General features: G+C 62.0%; 12 protein-coding genes and 1 pseudogene. 9 read left to right on the top strand and 4 right to left on the bottom strand.

The window, feature by feature from the left end:
- Positions 1-9 precede the first annotated feature (9 nt).
- Entirely contained in the window at positions 10-978 is a 969-nt protein-coding gene (locus MUU77_RS17425; RefSeq protein ID WP_245089601.1) for a LysR family transcriptional regulator, read from the bottom strand.
- 110 nt (positions 979-1,088) lie between these two features.
- Here MUU77_RS17425 and aceB point away from each other — a divergent pair, with 110 nt between their 5' ends.
- Complete coding sequence (gene aceB / locus MUU77_RS17420) at positions 1,089-2,720, top strand: malate synthase A (RefSeq protein ID WP_245089598.1); 1,632 nt, start codon at positions 1,089-1,091, stop codon at positions 2,718-2,720.
- Positions 2,721-2,762: 42 nt separating this feature from the next.
- The gene (aceA, locus tag MUU77_RS17415) at positions 2,763-4,097 is read left to right on the top strand and encodes an isocitrate lyase (protein WP_245089595.1); all 1,335 of its coding nucleotides are present in this window, start codon (positions 2,763-2,765) and stop codon (positions 4,095-4,097) included.
- 82 nt (positions 4,098-4,179) lie between these two features.
- Here aceA and MUU77_RS17410 read toward each other — a convergent pair whose 3' ends face one another.
- The 3 genes and pseudogenes from MUU77_RS17410 to MUU77_RS17400 form a co-directional block, all read right to left on the bottom strand.
- On the bottom strand, positions 4,180-6,240 hold the full coding sequence (locus MUU77_RS17410) for a S9 family peptidase (protein ID WP_245089593.1): 2,061 nt from the start codon (positions 6,238-6,240) through the stop codon (positions 4,180-4,182).
- A gap of 106 nt (positions 6,241-6,346) precedes the next feature.
- Positions 6,347-6,808, bottom strand: a pseudogene (locus MUU77_RS17405) (ATP-binding protein); the annotation flags it as partial.
- Between the two features lie 246 nt (positions 6,809-7,054).
- Positions 7,055-7,888, bottom strand: a complete 834-nt coding sequence (locus MUU77_RS17400; RefSeq protein WP_245089590.1) for a hypothetical protein — start codon at positions 7,886-7,888, stop codon at positions 7,055-7,057.
- Between the two features lie 108 nt (positions 7,889-7,996).
- On the opposite strand from MUU77_RS17400, the gene MUU77_RS17395 reads away from it, so the two are divergent.
- The 7 genes from MUU77_RS17395 (at position 7,997) to MUU77_RS17365 (ending at position 19,419) form a co-directional block, all read left to right on the top strand.
- Positions 7,997-8,317: a helix-turn-helix transcriptional regulator gene (locus MUU77_RS17395; protein ID WP_245094630.1), complete on the top strand. Its 321-nt coding sequence runs from the start codon at positions 7,997-7,999 to the stop codon at positions 8,315-8,317.
- A 237-nt stretch (positions 8,318-8,554) separates the two neighbouring features.
- Complete coding sequence (locus MUU77_RS17390; protein ID WP_245089589.1) at positions 8,555-9,691, top strand: aminotransferase class V-fold PLP-dependent enzyme; 1,137 nt, start codon at positions 8,555-8,557, stop codon at positions 9,689-9,691.
- 112 nt (positions 9,692-9,803) lie between these two features.
- The gene (locus MUU77_RS17385) at positions 9,804-10,733 is read left to right on the top strand and encodes a DUF4007 family protein (RefSeq protein WP_245089586.1); all 930 of its coding nucleotides are present in this window, start codon (positions 9,804-9,806) and stop codon (positions 10,731-10,733) included.
- A complete protein-coding gene (locus MUU77_RS17380; protein WP_245089583.1) occupies positions 10,730-14,215 on the top strand; it encodes a hypothetical protein in 3,486 nt (1,161 codons plus the stop codon). The genes MUU77_RS17385 and MUU77_RS17380 overlap by 4 nt, the downstream gene beginning before the upstream one ends.
- Positions 14,212-15,012, top strand: coding sequence for a phosphoadenosine phosphosulfate reductase family protein (locus MUU77_RS17375; RefSeq protein ID WP_245089581.1), 801 nt, complete (start codon positions 14,212-14,214; stop codon positions 15,010-15,012). Before MUU77_RS17380 ends, MUU77_RS17375 begins: the two co-directional genes overlap by 4 nt.
- A 37-nt stretch (positions 15,013-15,049) precedes the next feature.
- On the top strand, positions 15,050-17,428 hold the full coding sequence (locus MUU77_RS17370; RefSeq protein ID WP_245089579.1) for an ATP-binding protein: 2,379 nt from the start codon (positions 15,050-15,052) through the stop codon (positions 17,426-17,428).
- 2 nt (positions 17,429-17,430) lie between these two features.
- On the top strand, positions 17,431-19,419 hold the full coding sequence (locus MUU77_RS17365; RefSeq protein ID WP_245089576.1) for a hypothetical protein: 1,989 nt from the start codon (positions 17,431-17,433) through the stop codon (positions 19,417-19,419).
- Positions 19,420-19,554: the final 135 nt, after the last annotated feature.

Raw genomic sequence — 19,554 nt, 5'->3', positions numbered from 1 at the left:
GGCAGGGCGTCAGCGCTCGGAATGCCCGCTCTCATCGTAATCGCGGCGCTCGAACAGGTGGGGCTGGATCAGTTCGATGAAGGCGCGAGCCTGCGGCGACAGGAACTTGCCCTTGCGCACCACCACGCCGTAGCTGCGCGAGGGAAACCACTGGCTCAGCGAGCGCGCGGTCAGGCGGTCGCGGTCGCCCTCGGTCAGGCAGATGGAGGCGATGACGGAGATGCCCATGCCCATGCTGACGTACTGCTTGATGACTTCCCAGCCGCCCACCTCCAGCGCGACGGTGTAGGGCACGCGCGCCTGCTGGAACACCAGGTCCACCAGCCGGTAGGTGACCAGCCGCTTGGGCGGCAGGATCAGGCCGTAGGGCGAGAGATCCTCCAGGCGCAGGTCGCGCTTGGTCGCCAGCGGGTGATCCGGCGGCGTGATCAGCATGGGCTCGAAACGGTAGACCGGCGCGTAGCTGAGGTCGGCCGGCACATCGAGCACCGAGCCCACCGCCAGGTCCACCGCGTCCGAGCGCAGCAGGTCGGTGCCGTCGGCGCTGGCCGCGTTGTGCAGGGTCAGCTTCACCTCGGGGTGCTGCTGGCGGAAGTGCTCCACGATCTTCGGCAGCAGGTACAGGATGGTGGAACTGTTGGCGGCCACGTTCAGCTCGCCGGCCTCCAGTCCACTGACTTTCTCGCGGAAGGTCGCGTCCAGCCCATCCAGGCCCGCCACCAGCGGCTGGGCCAGCTCGTACAGCACTTCGCCCTCGCGGCTGGGCGCCAGCCGGCGGCCGCTGCGCTCGAACAGGCTGACCCCCAGCTCCCGCTCCAGGGCCTGCAACTGCAGGGTGATGGCCGGCTGGCTGACAAAAAGCGCCTCCGCAGCACGCGAAACCGAGCCCAGCCGCACCGTCTGGCAGAACGCCCGCAGGGGCTTCAGCCGGTCGGATTTGTAGGGAAATCGCGGAGTTGGCGCTTCTTTAGAGCTCACGTTCTAGTCAAGTATAAGCACAGCTTATTTAATGCATTGACAAAACTGTTTTGTCAAATAATTGAAGCGGGGAGCACTGTGCCAGTCCAGCAAGACGCCAGGAGTTCCCCATGTCCGCCACCGCTTTCGCCCTGCCGCCGCGCGACGCCCGCGCCGACCGGCCCACCCCCGGCATCGCCCTGACCGCCAACCTGGTGGGGCAGGACGCCCTGCTGCCTCCCGGCGCGCTGGCGCTGCTGGTCTCGCTGCATCGTGCGATCGAGCCCGCGCGCCAGGCCCGGCTGGCCGCGCGCCGCGAGCGCCAGGCCTTCTTCGACGCCGGTGGCCTGCCCGACTTCCGCCAGGACACCCGCGCCATCCGCGACGGCGACTGGACCGTGGCCCCGGTGCCGACGGCCCTGCAGGACCGCCGCGTGGAGATCACCGGGCCGGTCGACCCGAAGATGGTCATCAACGCGCTGAACTCCGGCGCCAAGGTGTTCATGGCCGACTTCGAGGATTCCACCTCGCCGACCTGGCAGAACCTGCTGACCGGCCAGCGTGCGCTGATCGGCGCCGTGCAGGGCGACCTGGCGTTCACCGCCGAGAACGGCAGGCAGTACGCGCTGAAGCCGCAGGACGAGCAGGCGGTGCTGCTGGTGCGTCCGCGCGGCTGGCACCTGGACGAGAAGCACGTGCTGATCGATGGCGCACCGATCGCCGGCGGGCTGTTCGACATCGCGGTGTTCGCCTGGCACAACGCCCGCGCGCTGCAGGCCCGCGACCGGGGCCCGTACTTCTACCTGCCCAAGCTGCAGAGCATGGAAGAGGCCGCGCTGTGGGAAACCGCGCTGTCGCACATCGAGGCGGCGCTGGGCCTGCCGCACGGGCAGATGAAGGTCACCGTGCTGATCGAGACGCTGCCGGCCGTGTTCGAGATGCACGAGATCCTGCACGCGCTGCGCGAGCGGATCGTCGGCCTGAACTGCGGCCGCTGGGACTACATCTTCTCCTACCTGAAGACCTTCCGCCGCCACGCCGACAAGGTGCTGCCCGAACGCGCCCAGGTGACGATGACGCAGCCGTTCCTGAAAGCGTATTCGGAGCTGCTGATCCAGACCTGCCACCGCCGCGGCGCGCACGCGATGGGCGGCATGGCCGCGCAGATCCCGATCAACAACGACGAAGCCGCCAACGAACAGGCGCTGGCCCGGGTGCGCGCCGACAAGCTGCGTGAAGTCACCGCCGGCCACGACGGCACCTGGGTGGCACATCCGGCGCTGATCCCGGTGGCGAAGGCGATCTTCGACGAGCACATGCCGCAGCCCAACCAGCGCGGCGTGCTGCGCGAGGACGTGGTGGTCACCCGCGACGACCTGATCCGTCCGTCCACCGGCACCATCACGCGCGCCGGCTTCGAGGGCAACGTGGAAGTCTGCGTGCGCTACCTGGCCGCGTGGCTGGACGGCAACGGCTGCGTGCCGATCCACTGGCTGATGGAGGACGCCGCCACCGCCGAGATCTCGCGCGCCCAGATCTGGCAATGGCTGCACACGCCCGACGTGCACCTGTGCGACGGCACCCAGATCGACTATGCCCTGCTGCAGCGCACGCTGGCGGCGCTGCCGGCGAAGCTGGGCGACCACAGCCGGCTGCCGGGCGGGGAGCGCGTCTCCGAAGCCATCGCCCTGCTCGACCACCTGAGTCGGGCCGACGAACTGGCCGACTTCCTGACCCTGCCCGCGTACGACCGCATCGACTGATCCACCCCCACCACGACGCCCCACGACGAAAGAGAGCCCGCCATGAGCACCCAGCAACAGCAGATCGACGCCATCCAGAAGGACTGGGACACCAACCCGCGCTGGGCCGGCATCAAGCGCGACTACGCCGCCGCGGATGTGGTCCGCCTGCGCGGCAGCCTGCAGCCGGAATACACCCTGGCCCGCCGCGGCGCGGAGAAGCTGTGGAAGCTCGTCAACGGCCAGGCGAAGAAGGGCTACGTCAACGCGTTCGGCGCGATCAGCGCCGGCCAGGCGATGCAGCAGGCCAAGGCCGGGCTGGAAGCCGTGTATCTGTCCGGCTGGCAGGTCGCCGCCGACGGCAACACCTCCGAGACCATGTATCCCGACCAGTCGCTGTATGCCTACGACTCGGTGCCGACCATGGTCCGCCGCATCAACAACACCTTCCAGCGCGCCGACGAGATCCAGTGGAAGGCCATCTGCGACGGCAAGTCGGACGAAGCCGACGCCATCGACTTCTTCCTGCCCATCGTCGCCGATGGCGAAGCCGGCTTCGGCGGCGTGCTGAACGCCTACGAACTGATGAAGAACATGATCATCGCCGGCGCGGCGGGCGTGCACTTCGAAGACCAGTTGGCCGCGGTGAAGAAGTGCGGCCACATGGGCGGCAAGGTGCTGGTGCCCACCCAGGAGGCCGTGCAGAAGCTGCAGGCCGCGCGCCTGGCCGCCGACGTGCTGGGCGTGCCGACCATCGTGCTGGCCCGCACCGATGCCGAAGCCGCCAACCTGTTGACCTCGGACTTCGACGCCAACGACCAGCCCTTCGTCACCGGCCAGCGCACCGCCGAAGGCTTCTACCGGGTCAAGAACGGCCTGGAGCAGGCCATCAGCCGCGGCGTGGCGTACGCGCCATACGCCGACCTGGTGTGGTGCGAGACCGGCACGCCGGACATCGGCTTCGCCCGCGAGTTCGCCCAGGCGGTGCATGCCAAGCACCCGGGCAAGCTGCTGTCGTACAACTGCTCGCCCAGCTTCAACTGGAAGAAGAACCTGGACGATGCGCAGATCGCGCGCTTCCAGGACGAGCTGTCGGCGCTGGGCTACAAGTACCAGTTCATCACCCTGGCCGGCATCCACATCAACTGGTTCAACACCTTCAAGTTCGCCCACGACTACGCGCGCGGCGAGGGCATGAAGCACTACGTCGAGCAGGTGCAGGAACCGGAATTCGCCGCACGCGAGAAGGGCTACACCTTCGTCTCGCACCAGCAGGAAGTCGGCGCGGGCTACTTCGACGACGTCACCACCGTCATCCAGGGCGGCAGCTCCAGCGTCACCGCGCTGAAGGGCTCGACCGAGGAAGAGCAGTTCTACGAAAAGGAAAAGGCGGCCTGAGCGTCGCCCGCAGGGATGCCCACGAAGAAACGCCGGCTCACGCCGGCGTTTCTCTATCACGGCAGGGGAAGCAGGGGCTGGCCTACTTCTTCACTTCCTGCGTATGCCCCTTCAGCGCTTCGGCCAGCCCCGGCACCCCGTCCGCACCGACCGGGACGCTGATGCTGGAGCCGGTGAAGTCATTGCCGATGGGTTCGGCGCGACCGCCCAGGCATTGGGCCAGGAAGCCCTCGGTCACCGCGTTGAACGCCTTGTTGTTCTCCGGCCGGGCGAAGCCGTGGCCTTCGTCGGGGAACAGCACGTAGGTCACCGGGATGTTCCTGGCCTGCATCGCCTTGACGATCTGGTCGCTCTCGGCCTGCTTCACGCGGGGGTCGTTCGCGCCCTGGCCGATCAGCAGCGGCTTCTTGATCTGGTCGGCGCGGGTCAGCGGCGAACGCTCGGTCAGCCACTTCTTGCCCGCGTCGGTGCGCGGGTCGCCCATGCGCTTGGCCAGCTGCTCGAAGAAGCTGGCCCAGTACGGCGGCACGGTGCTGAGCAGGGTGTTGAGGTTGGACGGGCCGACGATGTCCACGCCGCAGGCGAACGCGTCCGGCGTGAAGGTCAGGCCGGCCAGCGTGGCGTAGCCGCCGTAGCTGCCGCCCATGATCGCCACCTGGTTCTGGGTGGTGACGCCCTGCTTGACCGCCCATTGCACGGCATCGAGCAGGTCGTCGTGCATCTTGCCGGCCCACTCGCCGTTGCCGGCGTTGGTGAACGCCTTGCCGAAGCCGGTGGAGCCCCGGAAGTTGACCGACAGCACCGCGTAGCCGCGATTCGCCAGCCACTGGTTGTAGCTGCCGTAGCCGTAGGAATCGCGCGCCCACGGCCCGCCGTGGACCAGCAGCACCAGCGGTACCGGCGCATCGGCCTTGCCGTCGTTGTCGGCATCGGCGCTGCGCGGCAGGGTGAGGTAGCTGACCAGGGTCTTGTCGTCGCGCGAGGTGATCTCCACCGGCCATTGCGGGACCAGCGGCTTGCCGTCCAGCTTCGGACGTGCGGAGAACAGTTTGGTCAGCGTGCCGGCCGGGCGGTCGTAGCGGTAGTAGACCAGCGGGGATTCCGCCGCCGAGTACACGACGATCCAGGTCTTGTCGTCCAGCGTGCGCGTGTTGACCGATACATCGCCGGGGCCGAGGGCTTCCAGCTTCTCCAGGTCGGCGCGGATCGTGGGGTCGACCACCTTCCACTCATCGCGCAGGTAATCCACCGACACGGCCTGCACCTTGCCGGTGGCGGGGTCGGCCAGCGTGCCGCCGACGTCGGCGCGCGCGTCTTCCAGCACCAGCGTGCGCTTGCCGCTGGCTACGTCGATGGCGAACAGCGCCGCCGTGTTGCGGCCGCGCGAATCGGTGAAGTACAGCGTCCCGCCGTCCAGCGTCAGGCCGCCGGGGCTGGTGGTCAGCACGTCCTCGAACGGGATGTCGTCGAACTTCTCCCACGCACCGTCGGCGCCGCGCTTCAGCACGTCGGCACCACCGTCCGGACGCGAGCGCTGCGCGTACTTGAGGGTGTAGTCGGCATCGGCGATGTAGCCGGCGATCTGCGCGTCGTTCTTCTCCAGCAGCGTGCGGGTACCGCTGGCCAGGTCGACCTGGTAGATGTCGTGCCACTGCGCGTCGCGGTCGTTCATGCCGACCAGGATCGTGCCGGGGTGCTTGGGGCTGACCCCGGCGACCTGCGCGGTGGTCTTCGGGAACGGTGTCAGGTCCTTCGCCTGCCCGGTCTTCAGGTCGACCGCGTACAGGTGGAAGTCCTCGTCGCCACCGCTGTCGCGCAGGTACAGCAGCGTATCGGGCTGGTAGGACCAGAAGTAGCTGCGGATGCCGCGCGCCTTGTCCTGGGTGACGGCCCTGGCCTGGGCCGGATTGTCGGCCGGCGCGACCCAGACGTTCAGCACGCCATCGACGGCGGCGACCCAGCTGAGGTACTTGCCGTCGGGGCTGATCTGCACGTTGGCCCGTTCGGGGTTGCCGAACAGCGCGTCGCGCGCGATCAGTTCGGTGCCGGCGATGCGGTCGGCGGCGGATGGCGCGGCCTGGGCCGCGAGGGCGAACGCGACGGTCGAGGCCAGCAGCGTGAGGCGGAATGCGGGGTGGCGCATGGGCGGACTCCAGGGTGGCGAAGCAAGGACAGCGGACAGGACGTCCGCCGGTACGAGGTGTGACCCGAGTAGACCACACCGTGTCCACCGCCGCCGTGGCCGGAGGTCATGCTGCGTTGCCGCGATCCAGGCCGCGGTAGCCCAGCGCCTCGGTTACGTGCGCGGTGGCGATGGCCTCGCTGCCGGCCAGGTCGGCGATGGTGCGTGCCACGCGCAGGATCCGGTGCAGGCTGCGCGCGGACAGCTGCAGGCGTTCCACCGCGCGCTCCAGCAGGGCCTGGTCGCGCGCCTGCAGGCGGCAGTGCGCCATGGTCTCGGCTTGGCCCATCCGCGCATTCGGCTTGCCGCAGCGCGCCTGCTGGCGTGCGCGCGCGGCGACGACGCGGGCCTGGATGGCGGCCGTGCCTTCGCCGTCCGGCGCATCGGGCCGGAGTTCATGCGGCGGCAGTCGCGGCACGTGCACATGCAGGTCGATGCGGTCCAGCAGGGGGCCGGACAGCCGGCTGCGGTAGCGCCGCACCAGGTCCGGTCCGCAGCGGCAGCGGCCGCTGGGGTCGCCCGCCCATCCGACGGTGTACCCGTGACATCTACGGCCATGGACAAGCGAAAAAACCTTGCAAATCCGCGGCTACAACGGATTTCCGCGTGTCCATAGGAAAAGAGGGAACTCCATGGACATCTTTCTACCAGTGTCCAGACTCGGTTTCCGATGAACTTTTTGCCGGTTCGACCAGCGATGGATTGGAGCACATTGAGACTAGCGCAAGGTCGGTTTGGGCTGCAAGGAGCTTGGGCGCCCAGTCTCGACATGACGCTAGCCTTGGTCTTCTATACGCCTCATGTGTGCCCGCACTTCGCTGTCAATCCGTTTGGAGGTCCAATACGCCCAGCCTGTTGGCACAACGTACTCCATGAACAGTTGAGCTAGTGCCGAGGCGGGGGAAACATGGAAGGGAGTAAACATGCCTAGCTGTGTTGATCCTCTCTCGAGGTAGCGAAGACGATTGTGCATCTCCTGAAAAATCGCCTCGCGTACGCATGATCCATCTGAGAGACTCCGGCGCAGAGCGACGGATGCACCCTGACGTACGGCTGCCCAGCAGCAATAGCGCCATTGTGCGATGGGCAGGCCAACCGGCGCAGAGTGAAATACGAACCTCAGATCGCGGGCCCAATTCGCATCGAATTGGTGTTTGCGCAATTGCTGCTCCAAGAAGTGTTCGGTCTCCCAGATTGCGAGCTCATCCCACAAGGCAACTCGCTCCTCCACCAGGGCATGACTCAAGGCCAGCTCGCTGAGTTGGTCCTCCAAGGCGGGTAAAAGCAGCTTGCGATCGTGGGCGGACCAAGAGAAGGCCCACTGAAGGTCTTCGAGTGGCGTTACTTCGGCATCGGGTCGAATTTTCCAACGATCGGCAGGCCACGGAACCTGGATCAGCGCTAGGACTTGCAAGGCATCCAGCACACTCAGCGCAGAAGAGTGAGTAGGGGCGACCGGAACGCGTTGCGCCTGCGCCCGCAGCAGCGCTGCAAGGAATAGGGTATTTCGCAGACCTAGTTCTTCGAGCGTGGGTACTGCAGGTCGGCCCGGATGGGTTGCCAGCCCATCAATGGCGGTGCTCGTTGGGGGCAGGGTTGCATCGCTCATGGCACCCACTATGCTGGCGACAGTTGCTTAAAAACTAAGGATAACTTAGTATGCAACGCTGGGCGCATACGCCATCCTTACGAAGTACCCAAGGATGCGCGCTTGCCTTTGTCCGCTAGCAAACAATCGACCTTTGCCCAACGTCTAAAGCAGGCGCGCCTACACGTGGGTCTGTCGCAGAAGGAATTGGGTATTCAGGCCGGTTTGGATCCTCAAGTGGCCAGTCCCCGCATCAACCAGTACGAGCGCGGAAAACACGAGCCAAAGCTGGAGACCGCCGAGCGGCTCGCCCAAGCGTTGGGTATTCCTGCGGCGTTCCTATATGCCGAAGATGAGTTGTTGGCGAAGGTGCTACTGCGGTGGAACACTCTAAGTAAGCAACAGAAGCGAGAGTTGGTGCGACTGATCGAAGCTGCCCCCGAAAAATAGGCTGGCGCCTTCGCCATCGATTTCTGTAGCCCTAGTAAACTTTCTGCGGATCAACGCCCCCCCGGCAAGGGTCGGCATCACTACCAATCCCTTCCCCCCCGGGGGGCACTTGCGTCCTTCGACTCTCGCGGATGGCTGACGATGGCCTTTTTTGGAAGATCTGTGCCGCCTTGATGTAGGCTGCGCGGCAGTGGATACCGCAATGGGATATTCGATGGGTGTTGGTGGGCAGGCTCGATGAATCGCATCTTTCTTGACTACCAGTCTACGACGCCGGTTGATCCGCGTGTGGTGAATGCCATGCTGCCTTACTTTACCGAGCACTTCGGCAACCCGCATTCTGTGGAACATAGCTTCGGCATCCAGGCGCAAGCCGCCATCGATGTGGCGTTGGCCCGTATCGCCGATGTCATCGGCGCGACAGCCGACGAGATTGTTATTACCTCCGGCGCCACGGAGGCCAACAACCTAGCACTCCGGGGTACGTTACCTGTCGGCAAGAAAAGCCATCTCATAAGCGCGGTGACAGAGCATCAGAGCGTGCTCGGCACGCTGGCGGCTCTCAAAGAAGAGGGGCACGCAACTACGTTGATGCCGGTGGATGGAGAAGGGCTGATTGATGTGGCGGCTGTGGACGCCGCTATCCGGCCGACCACCCGCATCGTTTCCGTCATGGCGGTCAACAGCGAAATCGGCGTCGTGCAGCCCTATGCGGAGTTGGGGCAACTGTGCCGCTCACGCGACGTTCTCTTTCATGTCGATGCTGCCCAAGGTTTCGGTCGCGTGCCGTTGGACATGAAGCGTGACTGCATCGATTTGCTCAGTGTCTCAGCGCACAAGATCTACGGTCCCAAAGGCGTTGGTGCTTTATATGTCGGTGCGGCGGCGCGTTCGCTAATGCGCGCGCAAGTCACCGGTGGCGGTCAACAAGGTGGACTGCGCGCTGGCACGTTGCCCACCCCTCTCATCGTTGGGTTCGGAGAGGCATCCCGCCTGATGAAGGAGGAAAGGGCGTCCGAAGTCGCCCGCCTGGCAGACCTGCGTAAGCGCCTGTGGACACAGCTTGTTGCTCACGTTGGGGGTGTGCATCTGAACGGCAGCGCCGACTACCGCTGGGTGGGCAACCTCAACCTGCGCTTCGACGACGTGGATGCCGACAGCCTGTTGTTGATGCTGCCGCATCTGGCTATCTCCACGGGATCAGCCTGCACCGCGGGGACCCCGGAGCCATCCAAGGTCCTGCGGGCCTTGGGCCTGTCCCTGGAGCAGGCGTCGCAGTCTGTGCGTATTGGGCTGGGCAGGATGACCACCCCGGAAGAGGTCGATCAGGCTGTGGCGCTGATTTCGCAGGCTGCGGCGCGCCTACGCGGCTAGTCCTCCTCGTGGTGCCGCAGCATTGACTCACGAGGAGCCAAAGATCGATACTGCCGGTTAAGGCGGCGGAGCCTTTCGGCAGGACGCCGCGACAAAAAGGCTTTTAAATCAAATGCTTGAAGTTGCCGCGCCCGCTTTACTGGAAAGGGCCTCGGGAGAGCGCTTCTCCGGTCACGAGTCGTTCGCGTGCCGTTATGGCTGGCTGCCGAAGTTTTACGACTTGCTGGTGCACCGTCCAGAGCTGATTCGCAATGACGAAGTGGTCATGGTCGAACTGGGTATCGGGCGCAACATGGTCAAATCCGTGCGCTTTTGGGCACAGGCCTTCGGGCTGATGGACGACAGTCCGCGCTCGACTCCAGCTCCCACTGCGTTCGCACATTGGTTGTTGGATCCCTGCCAAGGCGAAGACCCTTACCTAGAAGATGTCGGCAGCTTGTGGCTACTGCATTGGCGCCTGGCTGCCACGGCTAATCTAGCAGCTTGGGAAGTGGCGTTCTTCGAGATTCCCGAACGGCAAATCCTGCGGCGCTTCCTGCTGCAACGGGTGGAGCGCCGCGCCGCGGAGCTGGAGAAGAAGCTCTCCACTACCACGATCCGCCAGCATGTGGACATCTTCCTGAGTTGCTATGCCACTCCGGTAATCACGACGGGGCAAACAGTTGAAGAGAGCTTGGGCTGCCCGTTGCAGGAACTGGGCCTGGTCCGGCTCTCGCCGGCCGGTGATCGCGATGAGCTCATCGAATTCGCGCGCGGGCCTTGGCGGCACCTCAGTCCGATCACCTTCCTGCGCATCCTGCTCGACTATTGGCAATTGCGCGCCCCTCACGACAAGACCATCGCTGTGCGAGCGTTGCTGACTGATTTCGCCAGTCCGGGCCTTACCTTGCGGCTGGACGAAGGCAGCCTCTGGTACCTGCTTCAGGCGGCCGAGAAAGTTTCGGGCGGCATTGTGCAGCTTACAGACAACATTGAACGACGCGCCGTGGTCCTGCAGACCGCCGATGTCCATCGCGCCAAAGCGGCGATCAAATACGTATGAAGAACATCCCCCCCGTTCCCTTGATCAAAGACGCGCTTTCGGTACGTAGTCGTTACGTGCGCGCGGTCAATATCGGGCGCGACTTGAACGACGCCCATGCGCTGGACGGATACTTGATGACGGACAGTGTCCGTCATGCGCTATCGCGCTTGTGCCAAGGCCTCATGGCCAGCTCTTCCCAGCGTGCCTGGCGAATCACCGGTAGCTACGGCAGCGGCAAATCCGCTTTCGGTCTGTTCTTGTCCAACCTGTTTACTCGCCCGATCAACAAGCGGTCGGCGGTGGGCAGGTTGCTTGATGAGGCCAGTCCGGAACTGCTGGCACTGGCCAAGAAGGTGCCGCGCTACGAGGTGGTGGTAATCACCGGTACGCGCAGCGACGCAAGCATCGCGCTGGCCAACGCGTTGCTGGAGCATGTTGGTCAGCGACGCAGCACTCCAACGCAAAAGCAGCTGCTTAAGCGTCTCACGGCATTCATTGCCGCACGCGAGAAGGGACAAAAGGATCCCGCAGGAGTGCTTGCATTGCTGACGGAAACCCGGAGCTATCTTGCCGGGGGCGTCAATGCGATCGAAGGTCTTCTGCTTCTGGTTGATGAGATGGGCCGTTGGCTTGAGTACGCATCTGAGCCAGAAACCGATATCGACGCTTCATTCTTCCAAGCGTTGGCAGAAGAGTGCGGTGGCCGTACACGTGGCATTCCGGTCGCCATGGTCGGAATTCTGCATCAACGCTTTGAAGACTATGCGGCTGGACGGCGCGACAAGCGCTCAGGCCTGGAATGGGCCAAGGTTGCAGAGAGATTCGAAGACGTCACGTTTGCACAATCCTTCGAAAGCACCGCCCGATTGCTGGCCCAGGCCATGGAGTCAGACGCGGGTGCATACAAGCGTGCTGGCATCGGGCCACGAGCAACGGCGCTCTACACCCAAGCGGTCAAGTTGGGCGTGCTGGAATCCAACCTGCTGCCTGGCGGCATGGCCGAAACCAGTCACCTGTATCCGTTCCATCCGATGGCGCTCGCAAGCGCCGTGGCGCTGTTCCGACGATTCGGCCAGAACGAGCGCTCCACTTTCTCCTTCCTGCTCGCCTCCGAACCCTTCGCGCTGCAAGACTTCATTGGCCGTCGTCCGTTGGCGGCCGGTAGTTGGTACCGTGTCCATGATTTGTGCGACTGGATGCTGGCGCAGGGCTCGCTTCGCACGCTCGATGAAGATCGCCTCAAGCGCTGGGCACTGCTGCAGGAGGTGCTTCGCGCTGCGCCGGTGTATGAAGAGGTTGAGGTTCAATGCCTTAAGACGGTGGGCTTGCTTAACCTGTTGGAGCCTCAGTCGGGCATTTCTATCACCGCCGAACTCGTTGCATTCGCTGTGGCGGATAAGACCGGTTCTGAGAGCGTCCGGAATGCTATCGCCAAGCTGGTGCAAAAGTCGTTGCTGTACGTCCGTCCGGCTACGCAAGAGCTGTGCCTCTGGCCTCAGAGCAGCGTGGATGTCGCCAGTGAGCTAGCGCGCGTACGCAAAGCAACGCCTCCGCTCGCGCGCCTGGGTAATCTCATCGACCTGCTGCCTTCACCGCGCCCCGTGGTCGCCCACCGGCATTATCTGACGACCGGCACGCTGCGTACCGCCCATGTGCATTTGGTAGAAGACCTCCAGGATGTTCCTAAATTGGTGTCCGCTCCGCTGACCAGCGACGGCGAGATCTTGGTGGTTCCGTGCTACCCCGATCAGGAATACAAGGCTGTCGCCAAGCGCCTGGAGGAGTTGAGTGCTGCGGCGCCGGAAGGGCGGTTGCTCGCCCTGCGTCGTATCACTGAAGATGACCTTGAGCTGGCCGATGAGCTGTCGGCATGGAACCGCTTGGAGCGCGAATGCGCCGATCTGCGCGTGGACACTTATGCACGCAATGAGGTTCGCCAATCTGTGCATCGTCTTACTAATGCGCTGGTGCATCGCCTCGCTGACCTGCGATCGCCGACGCAGGGTAGTCGGGACGCTAGCTGGTGGCACTTGGGCGCGGCTCTCGAGATCGTTGATGGCCGCGAACTCAATCGCCAGCTGTCGCAGATCTTCGACCATCGCTTCGCCCAAGCGCCCAAGGTGCGAAATGAGCTTATTAATCGCAGCGTAGTATCGACCGCGGCGGCCGCGGCGAGACAGCGCCTGCTCGAGCGTATGTTCACTCAGGCCCACGTCGAGAACTTAGGCATCGACCAGACCCCGCCTGAGAAAGCAATCTACTTGTCGGTGCTGAAGGATTCTGGTCTGCACACGCTGCAGGGAAGCGACTGGGGCTTCCAGGAGCCCCCGCAGGGCAATGACTGGCATCTGGCCTGGACTGCGCTGCACGACATGCTGGAGGAGAAGGGACTGGTCAGCGCCAAGGATGTACTGACCTACTTTGCCGCGCCCCCATTCGGGATGCGGGAAAGTGTGGCACTCCTGCTGATCGGCGCATTCTTGTGTGTGCAGCGCCATAACGTAATCCTGCGCGAGCGTGGCACCTACATCACCCAGTTGGAAGACAGCCATATCGCGCGCTTGATCAAGCGTCCAGAGACGTTTGAGTTGCATATGGTGCACGCTCAATCGACGACGTTGGCGGCACTGGAAGTCTATCGTGACGTCCTGTCAGCGCAAATTCCTGGCGATACCTTGACCGCAACGGTTCCAGAGCTTACGCGCCGTCTATACGAATGGTATTTGAGCCTTCCGGAGCACACGCTCAACACAACCCATCTGGATGTGACGCATCGTGCGGCACTGGCGCTCCTAGGTAAGTCCGGTGATCCTGTAGAGCTGCTGACGGTCGGTCTGCCTCTTGCCTTGGGCGTGCTTAAGCAGGCGCGCCCCATTGATGCTGGTTCAAAGCTCAACCTGCAGTTGCTTCGTAGCCGGTTAGAAAATCTGCTTAGGGCGGGCAGCGAACGCTTGAGCGTACTGCGGACAAACATCTTGAAAGTCATGGCTGAGGAGGTCGGTGTACGCGAACCGTCCGCCGTCCGGTCTCACGTCGTGGCTTTGGCTGACAAGGCCCAGGACGAAGTGGTCGACTACGCTTTGAAGGCTTTCATCCAGAGAAGCGGTGATGGTCAGCGCAGCGAGGCGCAATGGATTGACTCGCTCGCCAGCTTGCTGGGCGGCCGTAGCTTGGAGACGTGGCACGACGATACGTTGCTGCGCTTCCGTGCCGAATTGCGTCGGGTTTACACGCTACTTACGCGCGTCGTCGCCTTGGCCAAGTTAACAGGCAAGCGTTCCGGGCCGGATCACACCGTGGTCGCGGTCCATGTTGTGGATCAGAAGGGCCTGGAGCGGTTCATTACGGTGCCGGCAGATGCCCAAGGTCTGATGCCAGCAGAACAGATGGACGATCTGCGTACCGCACTTGGCCGATTCCCTGTGCCGGCGTACGCCCTGGCACGTCTGTTGCTTGAATACTCCGTTGAACTTCCTGACGTCCCAGAGGAGGCTGCATGAGCGAGTCACGCCACATCTTGAGTTTGTCAGGTGGAAAGGATAGTGCCGCGCTCGCGCTATACATGCGGGATCGTGTACCGAATATGGAATACATCTTCAACGACACGGGCAAGGAACTGCCTGAGACCTACGAATACCTGGATCGCATCGGTGACTACCTAGGCCGTCCGGTAACCAGGTTGAATGCCGACAAGGGTTTCGATCACTGGTACCAACTGTATGGAGGGATGATTCCTTCCAATCACCGGCGCTGGTGTACCAAGATGCTCAAGCTCAAGCCTTTTGAGGCCTATGTCGGCAACGATACGGTTGTGAACTATGTGGGCATTCGGGCCGATGAAGATCGCCAAGGCTACATAAGCACCAAGCCCAACATCACACCGGCCTATCCATTCATCGAAGACGGATTGGTCTACGCAGATATTGTTCGCATCCTGCATCAGTCTGGGGTAGGCATGCCGCCCTACACCCGATGGGGTCGAACACGATCAGGCTGCTTCTTCTGCTTCTATCAACAGAAAATCGAGTGGGTCCGTCTGCTGGAGACCTACCCTGACCTCTTTGATGAGGCGGCGCAGTATGAGAAGGAGTACATGCCGACCGGCAACCTGTTCACCTGGTCCAATGGCGAGAAGCTGGAGGACCTCCGCAAGCCGGAGCGAATCGCACAGATCAAGGCTGATGCGCTGGCGCGCTCGTCGCGGTCGGGCCCTAAGGACAACATGTCTTTGGCCGATGTCTTTCGGGCACAGCGAGAGCCCGTGACTGACGATGGTTGCGTTGTGTGCACGGTGTAAGTAGGCGATATCGAGTTCACTGCCAGAGACGGGGATCATGGCATTCAAGATTAGCGCACGGACCATTTTGCAGCTCGGCGCAGAGCTCATATCATCGGATGCGGTCGCGCTCTACGAGCTGATCAAGAACTCTATCGACGCCCGTTCCAGGAATGGCGTCTCGATAACATTCGCCATTGTCATCCGAGAATCGGATTATAGCCAAGCCATCGCGCTCGCCGAGAAGCCTGGCACGGACGCGCAGCGCGTGGAGAGCGTTCGTGCTGCCTTGCTCAATGCCGTTCTCGCAACGGCACCCGAAGAGAACCTGAGGCGATTCCGAGCGGCGATAAACAAGCCTGCGAACCTTGAGGACCTGTTGAAGGCCGCCAAAGATGCCTACCGAGCCTGCAACACCATCACGGTGAGTGATACAGGCGAGGGCATGACGCTGGAGGACCTTAGCGACATCTACCTCTCTATTGGAACGACCAGCCGCGCCAAGCATGTCAAGCGCGCTCAAGAGCGTGGCGAGACAATATCTCCTTACTTGGGTGAAAAGGGCGTAGGTCGGCTATCCGTGATGCGCCTTGGAAGGAAGGTGAGAATCGAGACCGGCACGGAGCACGATAAGCGTATCAATCTACTCGAGATTGATTGGCAGCTGTTTGAAGAAGCGTATGACAAGCCCGCATCGTCAGTAATCATAGAACCCACCGTTGATGGGCCCAAGGCCAAGGGTGAGCAGTTCACCAGGATTATCATTTCCGACTTGCGCTCGAGCTGGTCCGTGGCGGCTCTCGAAAAGATTGCTGCCACGCAAATTGCTCGCATGCTTGATCCGTTCTCATGGGATGGCCGTAGGTTCCCGATTCGTCTGTCGTTCAATGGTCAGGAAATCGAGAAGATGCGGACCGTCTCCGGTGACCTTCTGTCACAGTCGCATGCACGCTGCATCGGTAAGTTCTCCGTAGACAAGGAGGGCATCCCAAGTCTGAAGATTGAAATGGAGAGTTCGCTTTATGAGGGGCCGAAGACCCTTCAGCAGTTCGATCGAACGGATCTCTACTCCATGGCGGGCCTCAAGGATCTGGGGCTACCGCCGACCGTCCTCTCGCGATTGGGTGAGTTTAGCTTCGACCTTTACTGGTTCAATCGACAGCGACTTCGCGCACTTCCCAACGTGGGCGACCGCAACGAAGTGCGGCTACTGGTAAACGCGTGGGCAGGCATCTGCTTGTTCCGCGATGGCTACCGTGTCCTGCCTTACGGTGACGAGGGGGATGACTGGCTTGAGCTGGATCGCAAGGCGCTTGCTTCTGGAGGCTACAAGCTAAATACCAAGCAGATCATCGGCCGTGTCCGAATTGGCCGTCTCCAGAACCCCCAGCTGGTCGACCAGACCAATCGCCAGGGGCTTACCGAAACGCCCGAGAAGGTCGCGTTGGCCGGAATTCTGCACGACGTGATCGAGCGATGGTGGCGTGCCTACCTGACAGAGGCCACACGTGCCCAGAAGAGCGCGGCAGCCGCTGACTACGACAGTCACAAAGAGGTGAGCACGGTTGACTCGCTGGAGCGCCGAGCAAAGACATCCCTGCGTTCGATCCAGCGTGAGTTCACGGGCGATACGTCTTTGCTTCAGGAAGTCACGGACGCCTTTCTCGAGATCAAGGATGCTCACGCGCGTGCGGTGGCTCACATCGAGACCGTGGAAAACCAGAAGGAAAGGCTTACTCAGCTAGCTGGTATCGGTCTTATGACGGAAGTCGTGGCACACGAGCTGGCGCGTGCCACAGAAGACACACTGAAGACGCTCAAGTCCGTGCCGTCTCGCTCCTTGGACGCTTCAACGTCTGCGGCCTTGAAAACGCTCTCGCAGCAGGTAGGGGTTATCAAAAAACGCTTGGCGGCGTTAGAGCCGCTATCAGTTCCTGCGCGCCAGCGACGTAGCCTTCAGGATATTGCTCAGATCGTTGCCTATGTCCTGGATGGACACTCGGCCCAGTTCAAACGGCACAAGGTCAACGTGGTCAACCATGTTGCCAGCGGCCAGACAATCAAGGCCTTCGTGTCGGAAGGCAATGTAGTTCAGATCCTAGAGAACCTCATCAACAACTCCATCTACTGGCTCGATGTCTGGCGGGAAGAGCACCCGCACGTCGTCCCCGAGATTCACGTTGATATGTTGGAGAATCCCCCGCGACTGCGGTACTGGGACAATGGGCCAGGCATCCCCCCGCCGCGCGTGAACGTAGTGTTCGAAGCGTTCTTCTCAACGCGACCCGATAGTGAGACACGCAGAAAGGGATTGGGCCTGTACATCGCCAGGGAGAGTGCCGAGATGCTTGGTGGCAGCCTCTCGCTTGTTGATGAGGGGGCCATCCGGGACGGAAGGTACAACATCTTTGAGTTGGAGCTTAAGGAAGGGCGTTAGAGATGAGCGTCAGCGAAGCATTTACGAAAGCAGGAATTCAACGCGCCATCATTGTTGATGACGCCTACGACCCGGCGCCGACCAAAGCGCTGCAAAGCGCAAGCGCCCAGACAGTGATCAACGATCTGGACGATACGCAGTACACGGATTTGCTCGTGCTTTTGCAAGCCAATGTGCAACTCGAGGAAGGGGCGGAAATTGATGGCGCCGATCAGGACCAGCAGCTGATCGCCTACCTGACGTCTTTGGATGGAACCCGAATTCTGTTTGCCGAACGCGCCCGTTTCGCACCGGCGGCAGAGCGTGCATTCGAAACCTATCTGGATCTCCAGCGAACCAAGTTGAGTGACGTGGAGTTGCTGAAGCAGCGTCTCGAAACCCATGGCATTGCGGTTGAGACATATGGCGTGGACGCGGACCTCACGGGTGCGGCAGACGCGCAGCTCCTGTTCTTGGATCTGCACTTGCGTGATACAGCCGGCGGCAAGGTGGGTGTAGAGGATGCGCTGGAGGTCTATCAGAAGATCGAACGGATACACCCCCAAGCACAGCGCTTTGTTTTCTTGATGTCGACGCTTGAGAAGACATTGGAAGAAACGGCCGAGCCGTTCCGCCAGAAGGCAAAGCTTTTTGTCTCCCAGTTCGAGCCGTTGAAGAAATCCCTGATCGCAAAGGAGATCCGGCTGGATGAGCTTTTGCGAAACTATGCCCTGACTTTGCTGCATCTGCGCGGGCTACGCACGGCCGTAGTTGGCTTCGTGGATGCCATCAAGCAGGCGGCCGACCGCATGGAGAACGCCTTTCTAGACTTAGATATTGCTGACTACAAGGTGCTTCAGGCCAACACTACGGGCATCGAGAAGGTGCCGCTCGGTGTCTATGTATCCGAGCTTGCGTTGGAGTACCTCAACTACGAAGTAGAGTCCGACCCCCGCGTCTGGGGTCTTTCCAATGAGATCGACCGTTGGAATCGGGATAACTTGCCGCGTTCGCGGTTCGCCCTTCGCCCCTCCGTAGGCAAGGTCTACTCCGGGAACGTGATTCACGCGAGAGAGCGACTGTCAGGCGAGGAAAGGGCCAAGCGAGGCCCGAAAGATGGATACTTCTACTTGGGCGATGTCTTCTTCAAGACAGATGACTGCAAGGCAGGCGCGGTTCCGAAAACCGCCATGGTCATTGCCACCCCTGCCTGCGACCTCGCGCGTCCCGAGGTGTTGGTCAAAGATCGCACGATCCTGCTGTGCGAGGGCAAGGTGTCCAAGCTCAGCACTGCATCGCCCATTCCCTCCTTGAAGGGTGGCATTGCTCCGTTAGTTATTCCGCACCCCGTCGATGTGGGAACTCAGCTGGAAATTGGTTGGGAGATCAAGAGGCTCGTCACCTGGGGCGCTAAGGACATCAAAAGTATCCGGGGACGGCACTCGAAGTGGCAGCGCGTCGGCCGTTTGCGCCCGCTCTATGCGCTCCAGGTGCAGCACGCGATCACGGCCGACCTCAGCAGGATTGGCACGCAGCGTCCTCCCAGCGAATTGGTTCCTTATGGCGTGGAATTGCTCGTTCGAAACGGTGAAAAGTGGAAATCGCTGGATAACGTAGAAGCGAAGTCCAGCATCTCCGCAGCGGTCTACCACGCCGAGAAGCGGTTCACGTTTGTCATTTCTGATCCGACCGTGATGCGATTCCGTGATGAGATCACGGCTCTGGGCCAGAAGACTACGGACAAGAAGCTCAAGGCGGCGATTCGTGAGCTTGAGGGTTTAAAGAATCTGGATAAGCGCTTGGTCTACTGTAACGCCGACAGGTCAGCGAAGAGCATTGATGATTACAGCGTGTACCCACTTGATGACGGCAAGATCAAGTCGGCAAAACGTAAGTACATCGCCTACGCTGATCAGCGGAACAAGTGTCTCTATCGTTCGGTCTCTGGCGGCGCCAATGTGGTCGACGGCCAAGAGGCGTACTTTGTTGTCCGCTTCACCAAGCTTACGTAATTACTTGCAGCCATATCTCAACGCGCTGGTCCAGCTGCCACGCACTGAAACGGCGACGGTGGCTTGAACCCGATGAACTCCCGAGCGTCGAAAGTTTACGGTTGACTTGAGCAGATCCAGCCACACCTAGTAGTG

Source organism: Pseudoxanthomonas sp. F37 (assembly GCF_022965755.1).
Taxonomy (GTDB): Bacteria; Pseudomonadota; Gammaproteobacteria; order Xanthomonadales; family Xanthomonadaceae; genus Pseudoxanthomonas_A.
Note: the sequence above shows the minus strand (reverse complement) of the source record. Positions and strands in the feature narration are given on the sequence as shown.

What these genes read in the sequence shown, in the direction of transcription:
- MUU77_RS17380 (WP_245089583.1), top strand. Translation starts at nt 10,730, where the DNA reads ATGAAGAACATCCCCCCCGTTCCCTTGATCAAAGACGCGCTTTCGGTA.
- MUU77_RS17375 (WP_245089581.1), top strand. Translation starts at nt 14,212, where the DNA reads ATGAGCGAGTCACGCCACATCTTGAGTTTGTCAGGTGGAAAGGATAGT.
- MUU77_RS17365 (WP_245089576.1), top strand. Translation starts at nt 17,431, where the DNA reads ATGAGCGTCAGCGAAGCATTTACGAAAGCAGGAATTCAACGCGCCATC.
- MUU77_RS17385 (WP_245089586.1), top strand. Translation starts at nt 9,804, where the DNA reads ATGCTTGAAGTTGCCGCGCCCGCTTTACTGGAAAGGGCCTCGGGAGAG.
- aceB (WP_245089598.1), top strand. Translation starts at nt 1,089, where the DNA reads ATGTCCGCCACCGCTTTCGCCCTGCCGCCGCGCGACGCCCGCGCCGAC.
- aceA (WP_245089595.1), top strand. Translation starts at nt 2,763, where the DNA reads ATGAGCACCCAGCAACAGCAGATCGACGCCATCCAGAAGGACTGGGAC.
- MUU77_RS17400 (WP_245089590.1), bottom strand. Translation starts at nt 7,888, where the DNA reads ATGAGCGATGCAACCCTGCCCCCAACGAGCACCGCCATTGATGGGCTG.
- MUU77_RS17410 (WP_245089593.1), bottom strand. Translation starts at nt 6,240, where the DNA reads ATGCGCCACCCCGCATTCCGCCTCACGCTGCTGGCCTCGACCGTCGCG.
- MUU77_RS17390 (WP_245089589.1), top strand. Translation starts at nt 8,555, where the DNA reads ATGAATCGCATCTTTCTTGACTACCAGTCTACGACGCCGGTTGATCCG.
- MUU77_RS17370 (WP_245089579.1), top strand. Translation starts at nt 15,050, where the DNA reads ATGGCATTCAAGATTAGCGCACGGACCATTTTGCAGCTCGGCGCAGAG.